The sequence below is a fragment of the Pseudomonas sp. Pseusp16 genome (assembly GCF_047324915.1).
In the GTDB taxonomy this organism is placed as follows: domain Bacteria; phylum Pseudomonadota; class Gammaproteobacteria; order Pseudomonadales; family Pseudomonadaceae; genus Aquipseudomonas; species Aquipseudomonas fluorescens_CD.
On record NZ_CP168522.1, the window covers coordinates 5,095,552 to 5,114,403 of the forward strand.

The 18,852-nt window shown below is 61.4% G+C and carries 19 protein-coding genes; 11 read left to right on the forward strand and 8 right to left on the reverse strand.

The genetic code is table 11. The features are described from left to right. Window positions 1-3 precede the first annotated feature (3 nt). Together choX and ACEN8Q_RS23050 are read left to right on the forward strand one after the other, a co-directional pair. Window positions 4-924 (forward strand): choline ABC transporter substrate-binding protein, encoded by a 921-nt coding sequence (gene choX / locus ACEN8Q_RS23045; protein ID WP_413427883.1) that lies wholly within the window; start codon window positions 4-6, stop codon window positions 922-924. Window positions 925-1,083: 159 nt separating this feature from the next. Further along, complete coding sequence (locus ACEN8Q_RS23050) at window positions 1,084-2,652, forward strand: SulP family inorganic anion transporter (protein ID WP_413422990.1); 1,569 nt, start codon at window positions 1,084-1,086, stop codon at window positions 2,650-2,652. Between the two features lie 117 nt (window positions 2,653-2,769). On the opposite strand, the gene aroE is transcribed toward ACEN8Q_RS23050, so the two are convergent. Beyond that, window positions 2,770-3,591, reverse strand: coding sequence for a shikimate dehydrogenase (gene aroE / locus ACEN8Q_RS23055; protein ID WP_413422988.1), 822 nt, complete (start codon window positions 3,589-3,591; stop codon window positions 2,770-2,772). A 13-nt stretch (window positions 3,592-3,604) separates the two neighbouring features. Further along, entirely contained in the window at window positions 3,605-4,519 is a 915-nt protein-coding gene (gene hemF / locus ACEN8Q_RS23060; protein WP_413703789.1) for an oxygen-dependent coproporphyrinogen oxidase, read from the reverse strand. A 163-nt stretch (window positions 4,520-4,682) separates the two neighbouring features. On the opposite strand from hemF, the gene ACEN8Q_RS23065 reads away from it, so the two are divergent. Then, a complete protein-coding gene (locus ACEN8Q_RS23065; RefSeq protein ID WP_413422984.1) occupies window positions 4,683-5,660 on the forward strand; it encodes an NADPH:quinone reductase in 978 nt (325 codons plus the stop codon). An 87-nt stretch (window positions 5,661-5,747) separates the two neighbouring features. Here the strand turns inward: ACEN8Q_RS23065 and ACEN8Q_RS23070 are convergent, their stop codons facing one another. The 3 genes from ACEN8Q_RS23070 to ACEN8Q_RS23080 form a co-directional block, all read right to left on the reverse strand. Then, a complete protein-coding gene (locus ACEN8Q_RS23070; RefSeq protein WP_413422982.1) occupies window positions 5,748-6,305 on the reverse strand; it encodes an L-threonylcarbamoyladenylate synthase in 558 nt (185 codons plus the stop codon). Window positions 6,306-6,359: 54 nt separating this feature from the next. Continuing rightward, window positions 6,360-7,466, reverse strand: a complete 1,107-nt coding sequence (gene dprA / locus ACEN8Q_RS23075; RefSeq protein ID WP_413422980.1) for a DNA-processing protein DprA — start codon at window positions 7,464-7,466, stop codon at window positions 6,360-6,362. A gap of 81 nt (window positions 7,467-7,547) precedes the next feature. Continuing rightward, window positions 7,548-8,372, reverse strand: coding sequence for a peptidoglycan-binding protein (locus ACEN8Q_RS23080; protein ID WP_413422978.1), 825 nt, complete (start codon window positions 8,370-8,372; stop codon window positions 7,548-7,550). Between the two features lie 187 nt (window positions 8,373-8,559). On the opposite strand from ACEN8Q_RS23080, the gene def reads away from it, so the two are divergent. The 5 genes from def to ACEN8Q_RS23105 all read left to right on the forward strand — a co-directional run bounded on the left by def (window position 8,560) and on the right by ACEN8Q_RS23105 (window position 13,270). After that, window positions 8,560-9,066, forward strand: a complete 507-nt coding sequence (gene def, locus ACEN8Q_RS23085; protein ID WP_111283203.1) for a peptide deformylase — start codon at window positions 8,560-8,562, stop codon at window positions 9,064-9,066. 57 nt (window positions 9,067-9,123) lie between these two features. After that, entirely contained in the window at window positions 9,124-10,083 is a 960-nt protein-coding gene (gene fmt, locus ACEN8Q_RS23090; RefSeq protein WP_413422976.1) for a methionyl-tRNA formyltransferase, read from the forward strand. Then, window positions 10,080-11,390: a 16S rRNA (cytosine(967)-C(5))-methyltransferase RsmB gene (rsmB, locus tag ACEN8Q_RS23095; protein ID WP_413422974.1), complete on the forward strand. Its 1,311-nt coding sequence runs from the start codon at window positions 10,080-10,082 to the stop codon at window positions 11,388-11,390. Before fmt ends, rsmB begins: the two co-directional genes overlap by 4 nt. Window positions 11,391-11,412: 22 nt before the next feature. Continuing rightward, entirely contained in the window at window positions 11,413-12,789 is a 1,377-nt protein-coding gene (gene trkA, locus ACEN8Q_RS23100; protein ID WP_413422972.1) for a Trk system potassium transporter TrkA, read from the forward strand. A 166-nt stretch (window positions 12,790-12,955) separates the two neighbouring features. After that, on the forward strand, window positions 12,956-13,270 hold the full coding sequence (locus tag ACEN8Q_RS23105) for a tetratricopeptide repeat protein (protein ID WP_413422970.1): 315 nt from the start codon (window positions 12,956-12,958) through the stop codon (window positions 13,268-13,270). On the opposite strand, the gene ACEN8Q_RS23110 is transcribed toward ACEN8Q_RS23105, so the two are convergent. The 3 genes from ACEN8Q_RS23110 to tag form a co-directional block, all read right to left on the reverse strand. Next, on the reverse strand, window positions 13,271-13,510 hold the full coding sequence (locus tag ACEN8Q_RS23110) for a PilZ domain-containing protein (protein WP_111283366.1): 240 nt from the start codon (window positions 13,508-13,510) through the stop codon (window positions 13,271-13,273). Window positions 13,511-13,671: 161 nt separating this feature from the next. After that, the gene (locus tag ACEN8Q_RS23115; RefSeq protein WP_413422968.1) at window positions 13,672-14,559 is read right to left on the reverse strand and encodes a lysophospholipid acyltransferase; all 888 of its coding nucleotides are present in this window, start codon (window positions 14,557-14,559) and stop codon (window positions 13,672-13,674) included. A 40-nt stretch (window positions 14,560-14,599) separates the two neighbouring features. Further along, the gene (tag, locus tag ACEN8Q_RS23120) at window positions 14,600-15,157 is read right to left on the reverse strand and encodes a DNA-3-methyladenine glycosylase I (RefSeq protein WP_413422966.1); all 558 of its coding nucleotides are present in this window, start codon (window positions 15,155-15,157) and stop codon (window positions 14,600-14,602) included. Window positions 15,158-15,238: 81 nt separating this feature from the next. Between tag and glyQ the strand changes: the two genes are divergently transcribed. From glyQ to gmhB, 3 genes are read left to right on the forward strand one after another with little or no spacing between them, the layout of a single operon-like run. Next, window positions 15,239-16,192 carry a glycine--tRNA ligase subunit alpha gene (glyQ, locus tag ACEN8Q_RS23125; RefSeq protein ID WP_003187265.1) on the forward strand — a complete coding sequence of 318 codons (954 nt, stop codon included), beginning with the start codon at window positions 15,239-15,241 and terminating at the stop codon, window positions 16,190-16,192. Beyond that, the gene (gene glyS, locus ACEN8Q_RS23130; RefSeq protein WP_413422964.1) at window positions 16,189-18,243 is read left to right on the forward strand and encodes a glycine--tRNA ligase subunit beta; all 2,055 of its coding nucleotides are present in this window, start codon (window positions 16,189-16,191) and stop codon (window positions 18,241-18,243) included. Before glyQ ends, glyS begins: the two co-directional genes overlap by 4 nt. Window positions 18,244-18,247: 4 nt before the next feature. Next, the gene (gmhB, locus tag ACEN8Q_RS23135) at window positions 18,248-18,793 is read left to right on the forward strand and encodes a D-glycero-beta-D-manno-heptose 1,7-bisphosphate 7-phosphatase (protein ID WP_177323565.1); all 546 of its coding nucleotides are present in this window, start codon (window positions 18,248-18,250) and stop codon (window positions 18,791-18,793) included. Window positions 18,794-18,852: the final 59 nt, after the last annotated feature.

Genomic DNA, 18,852 nt, shown 5'->3' on the forward strand with positions numbered 1-18,852 from the left:
TCCATGCAAAAGTTATCCACAGTACTGACGGTCGGGCTCCTGGCACTGGGCAGTGCATCGGCGTTTGCCGATCAGAGTTGCGAGACGGTGAAGATGGCCGATCCGGGCTGGAGCGACATCGCCGCGACCAATGCCATCACCGGGTTTCTGCTGGACGGCATGGGCTACAAGGCCAAGGTCGACACCCTCGCGGTGCCGATCACCTTTGGCGGGCTCAAGGATGGCCAGGTCGATGTATTCCTGGGTAACTGGATGCCGGCGCAGCAGGGCTTCTATGACAAATTCGTCGCCAGCGGTGATGTCACGCAATTGGCGAAGAACCTCGACGGCACCGAATTCACCCTCGCCGTGCCGGACTACGTATGGGACGCGGGTGTGCATGACTTCGCCGACCTGAACAAATACGCCGACAAGTTCGACCACAAGATCTACGGCATCGGCTCCGGCGCACCGGCGAACATCTCGCTGCAAGAGATCATCAAGAAAAACGATTTCGACATGGGCCAGTGGAAACTGGTCGAGTCCAGCGAGCAGGCAATGCTGGCGGAAGTGTCCCGCGCGGTGAAAAAACAGAAATTCGTGACTTTCCTCGGCTGGACCCCGCACCCGATGAACGTGCAGCTGAAAATGCATTACCTCAAGGGCGGCGAGAAATACTTCGGTGACACCGGCACCGTCCACACCCTGACCCGCAAAGGTTATGCACAGGCCTGCCCGAACGTCGGCAAACTGCTGACCAACCTGAGCTTCACCCAGGACATGGAGAACAGCATCATGGCCGAGGTGGTGAACAACAAGGTCAGCAATGCCGACGCGGCCAAGGCGTGGATCAAGGCCAACCCGGCTGTGCTGGATAAATGGCTCGATGGTGTGAAGACCGTGGATGGCAAGGATGCGTTGCCGGCGGTCAAAGCCAAGTTGTAACCAATACCTGTGGGAGCGGCGGTGCGGCGATCCGGCTTGCTCGCGAAGGCGGCGGATCAGTCGACATTAATGTTGTCTGACCCACCGCCTTCGCGAGCAAGCCCGCTCCCACAGGTCATGTCCTGATACTCTTTCGCAAAACCCCGACCGAGAGGCCCCATGGCCCTGCCAAGCCGCCATTCACTCTTCCCGTTCCTTACCTGGTTGCCCCGGCAAACCCGCGCCAGTGTCGGGCGCGACCTGATCGTCGGCCTCAGCGGTGCGATTCTCGCGTTGCCGCAGTCCATTGCCTACGCCCTGATTGCCGGTCTCCCACCGGAATACGGCCTGTACGCCGCAATCATCCCGGTGCTGATCGCCTGCCTGTGGGGTTCATCGTGGCATTTGATCTGCGGTCCTACGGCGGCCATCTCGATTGTCCTGTACGCAAGCGTCAGTCCTCTGGCCGTTCCAGTGTCGCAGGACTACGTCATGCTGATCCTGTTACTGACGTTTCTTGCCGGCATCTTTCAGTGGCTGCTGGGTTTGCTGCGGTTTGGCGCGCTGGTGAATTTCGTCTCTCACTCGGTGGTACTCGGCTTCACCCTTGGCGCTGCCGTGGTGATTGCCATCGGTCAACTGCCTAACCTGCTGGGGCTGGACTTGCCCAGCCAGGCCACCGCACTGGACAGTTTCATCACCTTGTTGCGCCATCTCGGCGAAATGGACAAACCTTCGCTGGCGCTGGGGCTGGCGACGGTCGTGGTGGGCGTGATCCTCAAGCTGTGGTTGCCACGCTGGCCGACGCTAATGATCACTCTGGTGCTGGGTGCATTGCTGGTCTGGCTTTGGCCATCGATGTTCGGCCATGTGCAACTGGTCAGCGCCTTCACCGGCAAGCTGCCGCCATTCAGTCCGTTACCGCTGGACCTTGACCTGATCCTGCGCTTGCTGCCCAGCGCCGTGGCAGTGGGCATGCTCGGGCTGGTGACCAGCCTGTCGATTGCCCGCTCGATCTCCGCACGTTCGCAGCAATTGCTCGACGCCAACCAGGAAGTTCGCGCCCAGGGCTTATCGAATATCGTCGGTGCGTTTTTTTCCGGTTCGTTGTCTGCCGGTTCTTTTACCCGCTCCGGACTGAGCTACGAGGCCGGTGCCTGTTCGCCGCTGGCGGGGATTTTTTCCGCACTGTGGGTGGCGCTGTTCGCCATTTTTGGCGCGCGACTGATCGAACACATACCGATTCCGGCCATGGCGGGCAGTATTCTGTTGATTGCCTGGGGACTGGTGGACCATCGCGGCATTCGTGCGTTGTTGCGGGTCAGCCGTGCCGAATTTGTGGTCATGGCGCTGACCTGTGTCGCCACGCTGCTGCTGGAGTTGCAGACGGCGATCTACGCCGGTGTGCTGGCCTCGCTTTTTTTCTACCTCAAACGCACATCGCAACCACGGGTGCAGCACGTGCGAGATGGCGAGGAAGACATTCTGCGGGTAGGGGGCTCGATCTTTTTCGGTGCCAGCCATTACCTGCAAGTACGCCTGCAACGCATGCACGGCGCGCGCGTGGTGATCGAGGCGCAGCAGATCAACTTCATCGACTATTCAGGAGTGGAAATGCTGCATCAGGAAGCGCGGCGCCTGCTGCGCCAGGACCGCAGCCTGACCTTGCGCCGGGCCCGGCCGCAGGTGGTGGAAGAGTTGAGGAAGCTGGAAGGGGCGGAGAAATGCCCGATCCGGTTTGAAGACTGAAACACCGCTCTCTGTAGGAGCGAGCTAGCTCGCGAAGGTCGTGAACGATTACGCGCAAAACCAGATGCTCAACAGCGCCCTCGGGTTTTTCGCGAGCAAGCTCGCTCCTACAGTAGGTTATAGGGCCAGTTGTCGGCGAAGTTCGGCCAACACCGGCGCCGTATCCGGGCGCACTCCGCGCCACAGGAAGAACGCTTCCGCCGCTTGCTCGGCCAGCATCCCCAAGCCATCCATCGCCACCGCGGCCCCGTGTTCGCTGGCCCAGCGGCAGAACGAGGTCGGCTCCTTGCCGTACATCATGTCGTAGCACACCGTTTTGCCGGGTTCGATCAGGCTGGACGCGATTGGCGGCACATCGCCCGTCAGACTCGCGGAGGTCGCATTGATGATCAGGTCCACCGACTCCCGCAACCAGTCGTAACCGCTGGCCGAGACCGGCCCCAGATCGCCGAACAGCTCCGCCAGCAGTTCGGCCTTGTCCAGCGTGCGGTTGGCGACGATCACCGATGCCGGTTGCTCGGCCAGCAGCGGCTCCAGCGCACCACGCACCGCACCACCAGCACCGAGCAACAGGATGCGTTTGCCCTTGAGGCTGAACCCGGCGTTGACCGTCAGGTCCCGCACCAACCCTGCACCGTCGGTGTTGTCGCCCAGCAGACTGCCATCGGCCAGTTTGCTCAAGGTATTGACCGCACCGGCACGCTGCGCCCGCGCAGTCAGGCTGTTCGCCAATCGAAAGGCTTCTTCCTTGAACGGCACCGTCACATTGGCGCCGCGCCCTTCGAGGAAAAAAGTCCGGGCACAAGTGGAAAAGTCGTCGAGTGGTGCCAACAGCGTGTTGTAGTCCAGCTTCTGTGCGGTCTGCTCGGCGAACAGGCGATGGATCAGCGGTGACTTGCTGTGGCCAATCGGGTTACCGAATACGACATAACGGTCCATCAGGTTTCCTCGTTCAGGCTTCGGCCAACCAATCGCGGTCTTGCAGAAAATACTCGGTCAGGCGCGCTTCTTCGCTGTCGGGCTCGGCCTTCCAGTCGTAGCCCCAGCGCACTTGCGGCGGCAGGGACATCAAAATCGACTCGGTGCGACCACCTGACTGCAGGCCGAACAACGTGCCGCGGTCATAGACCAGGTTGAATTCAACGTAGCGACCACGGCGGAATTCCTGGAATTCACGCTGTTTGGCGGTGAACGCATCGTTCTTGCGGCGCTGCACGATCGGCAGGTAGGCGTCGATGTACGCGTCACCGATAGCGCGCATGAAAGCGAAGCTGGTGTCGAAGTCCCACTCGTTCAGGTCGTCGAAAAACAGCCCGCCGATGCCTCGCGGCTCGTGACGATGCTTGATGTGGAAGTAGCTGTCGCACCAGGCCTTGTAGCGCGGGTAAACATCCGGGCCGAATGGCGCACAGGCCTGCTCGGCGACGCGGTGCCAGTGGATGCAATCTTCTTCGTTGCCGTAATACGGGGTCAGGTCGAAGCCGCCGCCAAACCACCAGACCGCTTCTTCACCTTCTTTTTCAGCGATGAAAAAGCGCACATTGGCGTGGGAAGTCGGCACATGCGGGTTGTGCGGATGAATTACCAGCGACACACCGAGAGCTTCGAAACCACGGCCGGCCAGCTCCGGACGATGAGCGCTGGCAGAGGGTGGCAGACCACTGCCGAAGACGTGGGAAAAGTTGACGCCTCCCTTTTCAATCACCGTGCCGTTTTCGATCACGCGGGTACGACCGCCACCGCCGGCCGGCCTGGTCCAGGCGTCTTCGACGAATTGCGTGCCACCGTCTTCGGCTTCCAGGGCGGCGCAAATACGGTTTTGCAGGTCAAGCAGGTAGGCTTTTACGGCCTCGGTGCGGGTCGTCATGTCATCACCTTGAATCGGGCAATACTACGCGGCGCTCCATGGGAGCTCAGCCTGCGCAAATGGGCCCGTAGCATACCATCGCAAGTCGACCCGCCGCAGTTGACGAAGATCAAGCTTAGGAGTCCGATAGGGAGCTTGGTAAAACGACCTATGGAGAGTTCTGATGGCAAAGCGTATCCAGTTCCGCGCCCATGGCGGTCCCGAAGTGCTCGAGTATGTGGATTACCAACCCGCCGAGCCCGGTCCGAAGGAAGTGCGCGTAACCAACAAGGCCATCGGCCTGAACTTCATCGACACCTATTACCGCAGCGGTCTGTACCCGCCGCCATCCCTGCCATCGGGTGTCGGTTCAGAGGGGGCGGGCGTGGTCGAGGCAGTGGGCAGCGACGTGACCCGCTTCAGGATAGGCGATCGTGTGGCCTATGGCAGCGGTCCTCTGGGCGCCTACAGCGAGGTTCACGTCTTGCCCGAGGCCAATCTGGTGAAACTGCCGGACGCCATCAGTTTCGAACAGGCAGCCGGGGTGATGCTCAAGGGCCTGACCGTGCAGTATTTGCTGCGTCAGACTTATGAACTCAAGGGTGGCGAAACCATCCTGTTCCACGCCGCGGCGGGCGGCGTCGGCTCCCTGGCTTGCCAATGGGCCAGGGCCTTGGGCGTGAAGCTGATCGGTACGGTCAGCTCGGCGGAGAAAGCCGCACTGGCCAAAGCAAACGGCGCCTGGGCGACCATCGACTACAGCCACGAAAACGTCGCCCAGCGCGTGCTGGAATTGACCGACGGCAAAAAAGTCCCGGTGGTGTACGACGGCGTTGGCAAGGACACCTGGCTGACCTCACTCGACAGCGTCGCGCCGCGTGGGCTGGTGGTGAGTTTCGGCAATGCGTCCGGCGCGGTCGACGGCGTGAACCTGGGGATCCTGGCGGGGAAAGGCTCGCTGTACGTGACCCGGCCAACCCTCGGCACTTATGCAAACAACGCCGAGAACCTGCAACGCATGGCCGACGAGTTGTTCGAGATGATCATCAGCGGCAAGTTGACCGTGGACATCAGCCAGCGTTATCCACTGGCCGACGCGGCGAAGGCGCAGACCGAGTTGTCGGCGCGGCGCACGACGGGTTCGGTTGTCCTGCTGCCTTAAGGACGACTTCGCTGGCAAGCCAGCTCCTGCAAGGTTCGCAATGAACCTGTAGGAGCTGGCTTGCCAGCGATAAACGATGTCGCGGTCTCAGTCCGGACGCACAACCTTGCCGGTCGCCAGATCGCGAATCACGCTCGGGTTCTTGCGTCCGCCCAGGTTTCCGCCCAGCACCAGATCCACCTGGCCACGGAAATACTGCTCGACGCGAATCCGCGTGCGTGCCGCCGGGCGCCCCTGCGGATTGGCCGACGTCGACACCAACGGCCCGACCAGCGCGCACAAATCCCGCACCAGCGGGTGATCGCTGACCCGCAGCGCCACGGTTTCATGCACGCCGGTAATCCACTCCGGCAGCAGGTTCTGGTGCGGCACCAACCAGGTGTTCGGCCCCGGCCAGGTGCTGGCCATGCGGTCCATCCACAATTCGGGGAAGTCTTCGAAGAGGAAATCGAACTGACGGATGTTGTCGGCGACCAGAATCAGCCCCTTATCCGCAGATCGGCCCTTGATCAGCAGTAGACGCTCCACCGCTTCCTCGTCCCATGGGTCGCAACCCAGACCCCAGACTGCTTCGGTTGGGTAGGCAATCACCGCCCCGGCGCGAATTGCTTGCGCGGCTTGTTGCACACGCCAACTGTTGACCATGAAAAACACTCCAGAATAAGGCTCCGTGCAGTTTACCGATCTTGTTTATAAAACCTAGCTCACCCGCGCAAACCAGCGTCCGCTTTCGCAAACGGCGCGACCGTCCATTTCCAGTTCCGTCAACGCCACCAGCACTTTCGGCAAGGCCCAGCCGCTTGCATTGGCCAGCGCTTCACTGGTGTGAGGCGCGGCATGCAGCAGCTTCAGCAATGGGTGATTCGATGCAGTGGTGCAGGTTTCTGTGGATAACGGCAGTCGTTGCCAGCCGCGCAAGGCTTCGAGGATATGTTCGATGGTTTCGACTAGCACCGCACCGTCACGGATCAACTGATGGCAGCCCCGGGCGCCGGGATGATGGATCGACCCGGGCATCGCAAACACCTCGCGCCCCTGTTCCGCCGCCAGCCTCGCGGTGATCAGTGAACCGCTGGCAACACTGGCTTCGACCACCAGCACCCCGAGTGACAAACCACTGATGATCCGGTTGCGCCGAGGGAAGTTGCCGGCGCTTGGGCCCGCATCCAGCGGAAACTCCGAAAGCACTGCGCTGCCCGAAGCGATCATGGCGTCCGCCAGGCGTCGATTTCGCTGTGGATAAAACTTCTCGAGCCCCGTACCGAGCACACCGACCGTTTGCCCGCCGACGTCCAGCGCGGCCTGGTGCGCGGCGGCGTCAATGCCCATGGCCAGGCCGCTGGTGATGACAAACCCGGCACCGGCCAGGCTGCGGGAAAACGCGGCAGCGGTGTCCATCCCTGGCCGGGACGCGCGACGACTGCCGACCATCGCCAGTTGTGGTTTTTCCAGAATGCCCGGGTTGCCCGCGACAAATAACAGCGGTGGTGCATCGCTGATTTGCGCCAGCAGTGCCGGGTAGTCCGGTTGGTCCCACATCAGTAAATGCTGGGCCGGACGCTCCAGCCAGGCCAATGCATGGCTGGCACCGTCACGAATCTCGGCGCTTCGTCTGGCCTCGGAACAGGCCAGTGGCAAACCCAGCGCGCGCCAGGCACTGGCTGGTGCACTGAGCGCTTTGGATGCCGAGCCGAAGGCGTCGAGCAATTTCTTGAAACGCGCAGGACCGAGTTCCGGCAAACGGTGCAGACGTAATCGAGCTTCCAGTTCCGCGGGGGAAACCGGTGTAACAGTAGGCATCGACATGGATCATCCTTGATCGTTATTAGCATCCGTACAAACGGGAATAAGCTGTGGATAACTCTGTTGGTAACTTGTGAGGCAAACTTACGGATTTCGCACCTTGTCCATCACCGACAGTGAGCGCGATGCATTGAGCACCAGCCCATAACTGAGTTTGTCGTAAGTACGGAAAACCATCAGCAGACCCGCGCGCTCATCGGGAATCTTCAACGGCTGGCCGGTGATCCGGTCACGCACGGTTTCGCCGGTTTTCATCACCGCCAGGACATTGCCTTCGACCAGTCCATCGCGCTGCCCCTTGTTCAGCGTGACCACGTCCAGTGCGCCGATCTGCGTCACCCCACGCGGCACATCGATGATCAAGCCGTTGATCTCGGTTTCCGGCGCGCTGGGCATGAACGTCGAATTGATCGAGCGTTCTTCACCACTGAACAGGCGGTCGCCGAGGCGGACTTCCTGGGTCGTGCGTTGCAACACCAGGGTGGCGACGTCGCCTTCGGTGGCCACGACCTCGCCGCCGCCGATGTCGTCGGCGTTGATTCCCAGGAACTCCTTGCTCTGCGGATCGGTGTAGACCTTGCCTTGGCGGAAGATGCCGTACACCGGCTGTGCCGGGTCGAAATGGCCACGGGCAAAGATCCGGTCACCGGCGCCGCTGAGCACGCGCTCGGCATCACCGGCGACAATGTAGGGCGCCGCTTCGAAATCCTCGGCCTTGTCGACGATACGGTTACTCAGCAGAAAACTGTTGATCGATTTCAGCGCAATGCTGGGGATAGCCTCGGTCACGGGGCTGCTGCGCACCTGAGGCGACAGCTTTATGGTGGGAATATCTTCCCGAAGTTGCACTTGCCCATGTGCCCAACCTGCCGAAGCCAGGAGCAGCAGGGCGAGTAGTGATTTCCTCATGCGGTGAATCCCTTTATTATGTGCGTTCGCGTGAAACGCCAGAGCCCTCGGTGGCTCGCTCCCGGCTTGCCTGTCAAAACTTGCTTGTCAAAAGAAGGGAGCTACGTTTTACAACGGTAGCCTGCATGTCTTCGGACCCGCCAGGCCATCGACCCGACCTTACTTCACACGTGCACTAATCAAGCTTATGGCCATTTTAAACATCCTCGAGTTCCCTGATCCGCGTCTGCGCACTATCGCCAAGCCAGTGGCCGTAGTGGACGACGAAGTGCGTCAGTTGGTCGACGACATGTTTGAAACAATGTATGAAGCGCCTGGCATCGGCCTCGCCGCGACCCAGGTCAACGTGCACAAACGTATCGTCGTGATGGACCTCTCCGAAGACCGCACCGAGCCTCGAGTGTTCATCAACCCAGAGCTCGAAACGCTGACCGACGAGATGGGCCAGTATCAGGAAGGCTGCCTGTCGGTGCCGGGTTTCTACGAAAACGTCGATCGCCCGCAACGGGTCAAGGTCAAGGCGCTGGACCGCGACGGCCAGCCTTACGAACTGATCGCTGAAGATTTGCTCGCCGTGTGCATCCAGCACGAATGCGACCACCTCAACGGCAAATTGTTCGTCGATTACCTGTCCACGCTCAAACGCGACCGCATCAAGAAGAAACTGGAAAAGCTTCATCGCCAGAACGCCTGATGCCCATCTTCAAAGGCTTGCTGCGGCAAGCCTTTTTCTTTTCAAGAGACGTCACCCATGACTGAGCCACTGCGCATTGTCTTTGCCGGCACCCCGGAATTCGCCGCCGAACACCTCAAGGCCCTGCTGAGCAGCCCTTATGAGGTCGTCGCGGTCTACACCCAACCGGATCGTCCGGCCGGTCGCGGGCAAAAACTGATGCCGAGCCCGGTCAAGCAGCTGGCGCTGGAAAACAACATCCCGGTGCTGCAGCCGCCCACCTTGCGCAACGAAGACGCCCAGGCGGAACTGGCTGCGCTGAAACCGGACTTGATGGTGGTGGTCGCCTACGGCCTGATCCTGCCGCAAGTGGTGCTGGATATTCCGCGCCTGGGTTGCATCAACAGCCACGCCTCGCTGCTGCCACGCTGGCGTGGTGCAGCGCCGATCCAGCGCGCCGTGGAAGCGGGCGACGCCGAAAGCGGCGTGACCGTGATGCGCATGGAAGCCGGCCTCGACACCGGGCCGATGCTGCTCAAGGTCACCACCCCGATCAGTGCCGAAGACACTGGTGGCAGCCTGCACGATCGACTCGCCGAAATGGGCCCGCCGGCCGTGGTCCAGGCAATTGCCGGCCTCGCCGCCAGAACCCTCGAGGGCGAAGTCCAGGACGACAGCCTGGCCACCTACGCGCACAAATTGAACAAGGACGAAGCACGCATCGACTGGACTCGCCCGGCAGTTGAGCTGGAGCGCCTGGTCCGCGCCTTCAACCCGTGGCCGATCACCCACAGCACCTTGAATGGCGAAGCCCTGAAAGTGCTGGCCGCGAACCTCGCCGAAGGCAAAGGCGCCCCGGGTGAAATCCTCGGCGCCAGCAAGGACGGTCTGATCGTCGCATGCGGCGAACAGGCCTTGTGCCTGACCCGCCTGCAATTGCCTGGCGGCAAGGCGCTGAACTTCAGCGACTTGTTCAACAGCCGCCGTGAGAAATTCGCCATCGGCACCGTCCTCGGCCAAGCGGCGGACGCTCAATGAATCCGCGTCTGGCCGCCGCCAAGGCACTTGCCGCTGTCCTGAACGGAAAAGCATCGCTCAACAGTTCACTGCCTACACAGATGGACAAGGTCGAGGACCGTGATCGCGGCTTCACCCAGGACCTGGCGTTCGGCACCGCACGCTGGCAGCCACGCTTGTCGGCGCTGGCGGCCAGGCTGCTGCAGAAACCGTTCAAGGCCGCCGACGCCGATGTCGAGGCGCTGTTGCTGGTCGGTCTCTATCAGTTGCTCTATACCCGCGTCCCCGCCCATGCCGCCATCGGTGAAACCGTCGGGTGCGCCGACAAGCTGAAAAAGCCTTGGGCCAAGGCGTTGCTCAACGCTGTGCTGCGCAACGCCCAGCGCGAGAGCGAAACGATTTTCGCCGAGCTGGAACGCGATCCAGTGGTGCGCACCGCGCACCCGCGCTGGTTGCAGAAATCCCTGAAGGCGTTCTGGCCGGAGCAGTGGGAAGCCATTTGCGCGGCGAACAACGCGCATCCGCCGATGATCCTGCGGGTCAACCGTCGCCATCACACCCGGGATGCCTACCTCGGTTTGCTGACGGATGCCGGTATCGCCGCCACGCCGTGCGTCTACAGCCGCGACGGCATTGTGCTCGAAGCGGCCACCGACGTGCGCGGCCTGCCGGGTTTCGCCGATGGCTGGATCAGCGTGCAGGACGAAGCCGCACAACTGGCCGCTGATCTGCTGGATCTGGCACCGGGCCAACGGGTGCTCGACGCCTGCTGCGCACCGGGCGGCAAGACCTGCCATATTCTCGAAGCCGAGCCAGAACTGGCCGGCGTCGTGGCGGTAGACCTGGAAGCCAAGCGCCTGGTGCGGGTGCGGGAAAACCTCGAACGCCTGAAACTGAGCGCCGAGCTGATTGCCGCCGACGGTCGCGACACTCAGGCGTGGTGGGATGGCAAGCCGTTCCAGCGCATCCTGCTGGACGCACCCTGTTCGGCCACCGGCGTGATTCGTCGTCACCCGGACATCAAGCTGACCCGCCAACCCGACGACATCGCCGCGCTGGCGCTGCTGCAAGGCGAGTTGCTCGACGCCATGTGGAGCACGCTGGAGGTCGGCGGCATTCTGTTGTACGCCACCTGTTCCACACTGCCGACCGAGAACACTGAAGTCATCGAAGCCTTCCTTGCCCGCACACCAGGTGCCCGTGAGCTGGACCTTGCCACGGCGGCGGGAATCAAGCAGCCACATGGTCGACAGTTGCTGGCCCAGGAAGGCGGCCACGACGGGTTCTACTACGCCAAGCTGATCAAGATCGCCGCTGCGCGCGGTTAAATGGATTCAATGGAGTGAGTGGATGAAAATCATCATCCTGGGTGCAGGGCAGGTTGGCGGTTCGCTGGCGGAACACCTGGCCAGTGAAGCCAACGACATTACTGTGGTCGACACCGATGGCGAACGCCTGCGCGACCTTGGCGACCGCCTGGACATTCGCACCGTACAAGGTCGCGGCTCATTCCCGACGGTGTTGCGCCAGGCCGGGGCCGATGACGCCGACATGCTGGTCGCCGTGACCAACAGCGATGAAACCAACATGGTCGCCTGCCAGGTCGCCCACACCCTGTTCCACACCCCGACCAAGATCGCCCGGGTGCGCGAAGCCGCGTACCTGACCCGCGAAGAGCAGTTGTTCCAGAACGAAGCGATTCCGGTGGACGTGCTGATCAGCCCGGAACAAGTGGTTACCAACTACATCAAGCGCCTGATCGAGCATCCGGGCGCCCTGCAGGTGATCGACTTCGCCGAAGGCAAGGCGCAACTGGTGGCGGTGCGGGCGTACTACGGCGGGCCACTGGTGGGTCAGCAACTGCGGCAGTTGCGTGAACACATGCCAAACGTGGAGACCCGCGTTGCGGCGATTTTCCGTCGTGACCGGCCGATCCTGCCGCAAGGCGACACGGTGATCGAGGCCGACGACGAAGTATTTTTCATCGCTGCCAAAGCCAACATTCGCGCGGTCATGAGCGAAATGCGCCGTCTCGACGAAACCTATAAACGCATTGTCATCGCCGGTGGCGGGCAGATCGGCGAGCGTTTGGCCGAGGCCATCGAAAGCCGTTATCAGGTAAAAGTCATCGAGATGAATCCGGCACGCTGCCGTCATCTCTCGGACCACCTCGACAGCACAGTGGTGTTGCAGGGCAGCGCTTCGGACCGCGACCTGCTGCTGGAAGAGAACATCGCCGACGCGGATCTGTTCCTCGCCCTGACCAACGACGACGAAGCCAACATCATGTCGTCGCTGCTGGCCAAGCGCCTGGGTGCGAAGAAGGTGATGAGCATCATCAACAACCCGGCCTACGTCGATCTGATCCAGGGTGGCGACATCGACATCGCCATCAGCCCGCAACTGGCGACCATCGGCACCTTGCTGGCCCACGTGCGCCGGGGCGACATCGTCAGCGTGCACTCACTGCGCCGGGGCGCGGCGGAGGCCATCGAGGCGATTGCCCACGGCGATGCGAAATCGAGCAAGGTGATCGGCAAGGCCATCGAGAACATCGGCCTGCCGCCGGGGACCACCATCGGTGCGATTATCCGCGACGAAGAAGTGATCATCGCCCACGATGACACCGTGATCGAAACGGGCGACCATGTGATTTTGTTCCTTGTGGATAAAAAGCATATTCGCGATGTGGAGAAGCTGTTCCATGTAGGGCTTAGCTTCTTCTGATGCGGATTTAGCGCTGGCCTGCCTTTGTAGGAGCGAGCCCTGCTCGCGATGGTCGTCAACGGTAATGCTGGAAACCAGACACCCCGCGTCGCTCTCAGGTTCATCGCGAGCAAGCTCGCTCCTACAACAAATCAACCCCTGACATGCCTCAGGCAAGGAATCCACCATGATCGAATCCCTGGAAAAAATGCTCGCCAAGGGTGTGGATAACGCTTTGCTGCGCTTCGGCCTGGGCAAGGGTTATCTGGATCTGGGGGAGAACGCCAAGGCTGCGGAGCATTTTCAACGCTGCGTCGAATTCGATCCAAAGTATTCGGCAGCATGGAAATTACTGGGCAAGGCCCATCTGGCGCAGGCGAACTTTGCAGCCGCGCGGCAGGCCTGGGAGCAGGGCCTGGAAGCTGCTCGCGGCCATGGCGACAAGCAGGCCGAGAAGGAAATGACGGTGTTCCTGAAGAAGCTCGAACGCCAGGCGCACTGATCAGAGATAACGCAAACCGATGCCCTCGGCATCGACCAGCACCACTTCCATGCGTACCCGCGGCGCGCCTGTGGGTAAGTCCTGCACCTGTCCGTAGACCACCGCGCCCCGGGGCAGCGCCGACAGTTTCGGATGCTTGACGTACACGCCGGTGGTCGACAGGTTGCGTGTCTGGCCCAGGCAATCGCCGAAGCTTTCGTGACTGATCTTGATGCGAAATGACTTGCGGTGTTCGGACATCTTCTGCGCCCTTTGATGAACGGTTGTGGATACGTGTAGGAGCGAGCTTGCTCGCGATGGATGCCAGGGCGCCGCGTTCAACCTGGCAGCCCACGTCATCGTTAACGTCCATCGCGAGCAAGCTCGCTCCTACAGGTTATCCACAGAGTGTGCCAAGTCAGTCAGTACCAACGCTCTTCACCTGGTGGACGCTTCTTGAAGCGCTTCATGCTCCACATGTACTGGCTCGGGTAGGCCCCGACATAACGCTCGACCACTTTACTCATGGCCGCACAGGACACCGCTGTATCGGTGCTGTACATGGCCTCTGGCGCGGCTTCGAGGATCACTTTGTAACCTGAACCGTCCGGCAGGCGCAGGGCGTGCAGGAACACGCCGACCGCCTTGCCGCCGGCCAGCATGTTCGGCACGAACTTGCTGGTCAGCGCCTGAGTGGCGAAGAACGGCACGAAGATCCCGGCGGATTCGGCCGGTTCCGGGTCAGCAGGAATGCCCACTGCACCACCTTTGCGCACTTCCTTGATGACACTGAGGATGCCTTCCTTGGTGGAAGCAGCGACCTTGTTACCCAACTGCACCCGCTGCTTTTGCAGCAATTCATCCACCGCCTTCAATTTGGGCGGACGGTAAAAAATGATCGGTTTGCACTGGCTGCAGTAGAAGTGATTGAGCACTTCCCAGTTGCCCAGGTGGCTGGTGATGCCGACCACGCCTTTGCCGGAGGCGAGGGCGTCCTTCAGTACGTCGAGGCCTTCGACTTCGCGCACCAGGTCGATGGAGCGCTGGGCCGGCCAGATCCAGGCGCAGGCGCTTTCGGTCAGGGACTTGCCGATGTCTTTCAGGCTCTGCCCGACCAGGCGCTCGCGCTCGGCGGGGTCCATGTCCGGAAAGCACTTGGACAGATTGATCCGTACCACGTCGCGGGAACGGTTCGGGGTTTTCCACATGACCCAGCCAATCGCCGAGCCCACGGCCTGCACGGCCCACCACGGAAGCAGGGCAAACAGCCGCAGAGCGCCTACCAGCAAGGCGCCTTTAAACTTATCCACAGGTCACTCCTGATCTTGTGCTGTGCGCGAGGCGGCCATTCTAACCGCCGTTCGCCAGCTGCGCGTAGCGGTCGCAATCGCGGGTGTGATCCATGACCATTCCCGAGGCCTGCATCAGCGCGTAGCAAATGGTCGGCCCGACGAACGTGAAACCGGCTTTTTTCAGGCCTTTGCTCATTTCCACGGCAGTCGGCGTCACGGCCGGGACTTCGCTGCGATCCTTGAAATGATTGATCACAGGCTTGCCTCCGACGAACGACCAGAGAAATTCCACCGGGTCCTCCAGCGCCAGCCAGGCCTGGGCATTGCGCCGGGCCGCGTTGAGCTTGAGGCGGTTGCGGATGATGCCCGGATCGAGCATCAACCCGTCGATTTCGGCATCGCTCATCTGCGCCACGCGCTGCACATCAAAACCGAACATCACCTGACGATAATGCTCGCGTTTGCGCAGCACGGTGATCCAGGAAAGCCCGGCCTGGAACCCTTCGAGCAAAAGCAACTCGAACAATCCCTGCGCATCGCGTAGCGGCGTGCCCCACTCCTGATCGTGATAAGCCATGTACAACGGATCTTCGGAACACCAAAAGCAGCGTGGCATAAGGCTCCAGGGGGCGTGCGCAGCCATGAATCGGGTATACTCCCGCTCTTTAAATCGCAGCCCAAGAAACAGGTGAATTTCGTGAGCCAGCCTACGCCAGCCGTGCGTACCTTCCAAGACTTGATCCTCGCCCTCCAGCAATACTGGGCCGAGCAAGGTTGCGTGGTACTTCAGCCCTACGATATGGAAGTAGGCGCCGGCACTTTCCACACTGCAACATTCCTGCGCGCCATTGGCCCGGAAACCTGGAACGCCGCCTACGTGCAGCCAAGCCGCCGTCCGACTGACGGCCGCTACGGCGAAAACCCGAACCGTCTGCAGCACTACTACCAGTTCCAGGTCGTCCTGAAGCCGAACCCGGACAACTTCCAGGAACTGTACCTGGGCTCCCTCAAGCACGTTGGCCTGGACCCGCTGGTCCACGACATCCGCTTCGTCGAAGACAACTGGGAATCGCCGACCCTCGGCGCCTGGGGTCTGGGCTGGGAAGTGTGGCTCAACGGCATGGAAGTGACCCAGTTCACCTATTTCCAGCAAGCGGGCGGCATCGAGTGCTACCCGGTGACCGGCGAGATCACTTACGGTCTCGAGCGTCTGGCCATGTACCTGCAAGGCGTGGACTCGGTCTACGACCTGGTCTGGGCTGACGGCCCGTTCGGCAAAGTGACCTACGGCGACGTGTTCCACCAGAACGAAGTGGAGCAGTCCACCTACAACTTCGAACACGCCAACGTCGACAAGCTGTTCGAACTGTTCGATTTCTACGAAAGCGAAGCCAAGCGCCTGATCGAGCTCGACCAGCCGCTGCCGTTGCCGAGCTACGAAATGGTGTTGAAGGCTTCCCATACCTTCAACCTGCTGGATGCGCGCCGGGCGATCTCGGTGACTGCGCGTCAGCAATACATCCTGCGTGTACGCACCCTGGCGCGTTCCGTTGCGCAAGCCTACCTGCTGGCTCGCGCCAAGCTGGGCTTCCCGATGGCAACCCCGGACCTGCGTGATGAAGTACTGGCCAAGCTGGAGGCTGCACAATGAGTGCTCTGGATTTTCTGGTTGAACTGGGCACTGAAGAACTGCCACCCAAAGCCCTGAACACCCTGGCCGAGGCGTTCCTCGCCGGTATCGACAAGGGCCTGCAAGCTGCCGGCCTGAACTACGAAACCAAAACCGTTTACGCCGCCCCGCGCCGCCTGGCCGTGCTGATCACCGCACTGGCCACCCAGCAGCCGGATCGCAGCATCAACCTCGACGGTCCGCCACTCCAGGCGGCTTTCGATGCCGAAGGCAACCCGACCCAGGCGGCCCTGGGTTTTGCCAAGAAGTGCGGCGTCGAGCTGAGCGAAATCGACCAGAGCGGCCCGAAACTGCGCTACAGCCAGAGCATCGCCGGCAAGCCGACCGCGAGCCTGCTGCCGACCATCGTCGAAGATTCCCTGAACGACCTGCCGATCCCGAAACGCATGCGTTGGGGCGCGCGCAAGGAAGAATTCGTGCGTCCGACCCAATGGCTGGTGATGCTGCTCGGTGACCAGGTCATCGACTGCACCATCCTCGCCCAGAAGGCCGGCCGTGATTCCCGTGGTCACCGCTTCCATCACCCGGAAAGCGTGCGCATCGGTTCGCCGTCCAGCTACCTGGCCGACCTGCGTGCCGCCTACGTGCTGGCCGACGCCAACGAACGTCGCGAGATCATCAGCAAGCGCACCGAAGAACTGGCCACCCGCCAGGAAGGTACGGCAATCGTTCCGCCAGCCCTGCTCGATGAAGTGACCGCGTTGGTCGAATGGCCGGTGCCGCTGGTGTGCTCGTTCGAGGAGCGCTTCCTCGACGTACCGCAAGAAGCACTGATCACCACCATGCAGGACAACCAGAAGTACTTTTGCCTGCTGGACGCCGACGGCAAGTTGCTGCCACGTTTCATTACCGTGGCCAACATCGAAAGCAAAGACCCGCAGCAGATCATCGCCGGTAACGAGAAAGTGGTTCGCCCACGCTTGACCGACGCCGAGTTCTTCTTCAAGCAAGACAAGAAGCAGAAACTCGAAGACTTCAACCAACGCCTGCAGAACGTGGTGTTCCAGGAAAAACTCGGCAGCGTCTACGACAAGGCCGAGCGCGTATCCAGGCTGGCCGCGTTCATCGCTCAGCGCATCGGCGGCAACGCTGCGTGGGCAGCCCGTGCGGGCCTGCTGTCGAAGTGCGACCTGGCGACCGAGATGGTCGGCGAGTTCCCGGAGATGCAAGGTGTCGCCGGTTACTACTACGCCCTCAACGACGGCGAGCCGGAAGATGTCGCACTGGCCCTGAACGAGCAGTACATGCCGCGCGGTGCTGGCGCTGAACTGCCCGGCACCCTGACCGGTGCGGCCGTGGCCATCGCCGACAAGCTCGATACCCTCGTGGGTATCTTCGGCATCGGCATGCTGCCAACCGGCAGCAAGGATCCGTATGCCCTGCGCCGTGCCGCACTGGGCGTGCTGCGCATCCTGATCGAGAAACAACTGGACCTGGACCTGACCGACGCCGTGGCTTTCGCCGTGGATGCGTTCGGAACCAAGGTCAAGGCTGCCGGCCTCAATGACTCGGTGCTGGAATTCATCTTCGACCGTCTGCGTGCCCGTTACGAGGACGAAGGCGTCGACGTTGCCACCTACCTGTCGGTGCGTGCCCTCAAGCCTGGCTCGGCCCTGGACTTCGACCAGCGCGTGCAAGCGGTAGAGGCCTTCCGCAAACTGCCGGAAGCCGCTGCCCTGGCCGCCGTGAACAAGCGAGTGTCGAACCTGCTGAGCAAGGTCGAAGGCTCGGTGCCTACCGTCGTGGAAGCCAAGTACTTCGACAATGCCAACGAGTTCTCCCTGTACTCGGCGATCCAGCAGGCTGACCAGGCTGTGCAACCGATGGCCGCCTTGCGTCAGTACAGCGAATCCCTGGCACGCCTGGCTGCACTGCGCGAGCCGGTGGATGCGTTCTTCGAAGCCGTGATGGTCAACGCGGAGGACGCAAAAGTCCGCGCCAACCGTTATGCATTGCTGGCGCGTCTGCGTGGGTTGTTCCTCGGCGTCGCCGACATTTCGCTGCTGGGCTGAGGAGTTGCTGTTGAAACTGCTGATTCTCGATCGGGACGGGGTGATCAATTACGACTCCGACGCTTACATCAAGTCGGTGGAGGAGTGGATCCCACTTCCCGGCTCGATCGAAGCCATCGCGCAGTTGAGCAAGGCCGGCTGGACGGTAGCGGTCGCTACCAACCAGTCGGGCATCGCTCGCGGCTATTACGACCTCGCCACCCTGGATGCCATGCACGAGCGCTTGCGCGCGCTGGTGGCGGAGCAGGGCGGTGAAGTCGGCCTGATCGTCTACTGCCCCCACGGGCCGGACGAAGGCTGCGATTGCCGCAAGCCGAAACCCGGGATGTTGAAAACCATCGCCGCTCATTACAACGTGTCGCTGACCGATCTCTGGTTCGTCGGCGACAGCCTTGGTGACCTGGAAGCAGCCAAAGCCGTCGATTCACAGCCAGTTTTGGTAAAGACCGGGAAAGGCGAAAAGACTTTGGGCAAGACCCTTCCGGTTGGCACATTGATTTTTGACGATCTGGCGGCGATTGCCGCAGAACTTATCCACAAATGCCCTTGAGTAAGTGTGCGCTTCGATTGATCCTGACCATGGATGAAAGGGAAGTGCGCTTTATATAG

Bases quoted from the DNA above. Each gene is read 5' to 3' on its own strand.
- aroE (WP_413422988.1), bottom strand. From the start codon at position 3,591: ATGGACCGTTATGTCGTATTCGGTAACCCGATTGGCCACAGCAAGTCA.
- hemF (WP_413703789.1), bottom strand. From the start codon at position 4,519: ATGACGACCCGCACCGAGGCCGTAAAAGCCTACCTGCTTGACCTGCAA.
- glyS (WP_413422964.1), top strand. From the start codon at position 16,189: ATGAGTGCTCTGGATTTTCTGGTTGAACTGGGCACTGAAGAACTGCCA.
- dprA (WP_413422980.1), bottom strand. From the start codon at position 7,466: ATGTCGATGCCTACTGTTACACCGGTTTCCCCCGCGGAACTGGAAGCT.
- choX (WP_413427883.1), top strand. From the start codon at position 4: ATGCAAAAGTTATCCACAGTACTGACGGTCGGGCTCCTGGCACTGGGC.
- ACEN8Q_RS23070 (WP_413422982.1), bottom strand. From the start codon at position 6,305: ATGGTCAACAGTTGGCGTGTGCAACAAGCCGCGCAAGCAATTCGCGCC.
- ACEN8Q_RS23050 (WP_413422990.1), top strand. From the start codon at position 1,084: ATGGCCCTGCCAAGCCGCCATTCACTCTTCCCGTTCCTTACCTGGTTG.
- ACEN8Q_RS23080 (WP_413422978.1), bottom strand. From the start codon at position 8,372: ATGAGGAAATCACTACTCGCCCTGCTGCTCCTGGCTTCGGCAGGTTGG.
- trkA (WP_413422972.1), top strand. From the start codon at position 11,413: ATGAAAATCATCATCCTGGGTGCAGGGCAGGTTGGCGGTTCGCTGGCG.
- fmt (WP_413422976.1), top strand. From the start codon at position 9,124: ATGACTGAGCCACTGCGCATTGTCTTTGCCGGCACCCCGGAATTCGCC.
- rsmB (WP_413422974.1), top strand. From the start codon at position 10,080: ATGAATCCGCGTCTGGCCGCCGCCAAGGCACTTGCCGCTGTCCTGAAC.
- ACEN8Q_RS23110 (WP_111283366.1), bottom strand. From the start codon at position 13,510: ATGTCCGAACACCGCAAGTCATTTCGCATCAAGATCAGTCACGAAAGC.
- ACEN8Q_RS23065 (WP_413422984.1), top strand. From the start codon at position 4,683: ATGGCAAAGCGTATCCAGTTCCGCGCCCATGGCGGTCCCGAAGTGCTC.
- def (WP_111283203.1), top strand. From the start codon at position 8,560: ATGGCCATTTTAAACATCCTCGAGTTCCCTGATCCGCGTCTGCGCACT.
- tag (WP_413422966.1), bottom strand. From the start codon at position 15,157: ATGCCACGCTGCTTTTGGTGTTCCGAAGATCCGTTGTACATGGCTTAT.
- ACEN8Q_RS23105 (WP_413422970.1), top strand. From the start codon at position 12,956: ATGATCGAATCCCTGGAAAAAATGCTCGCCAAGGGTGTGGATAACGCT.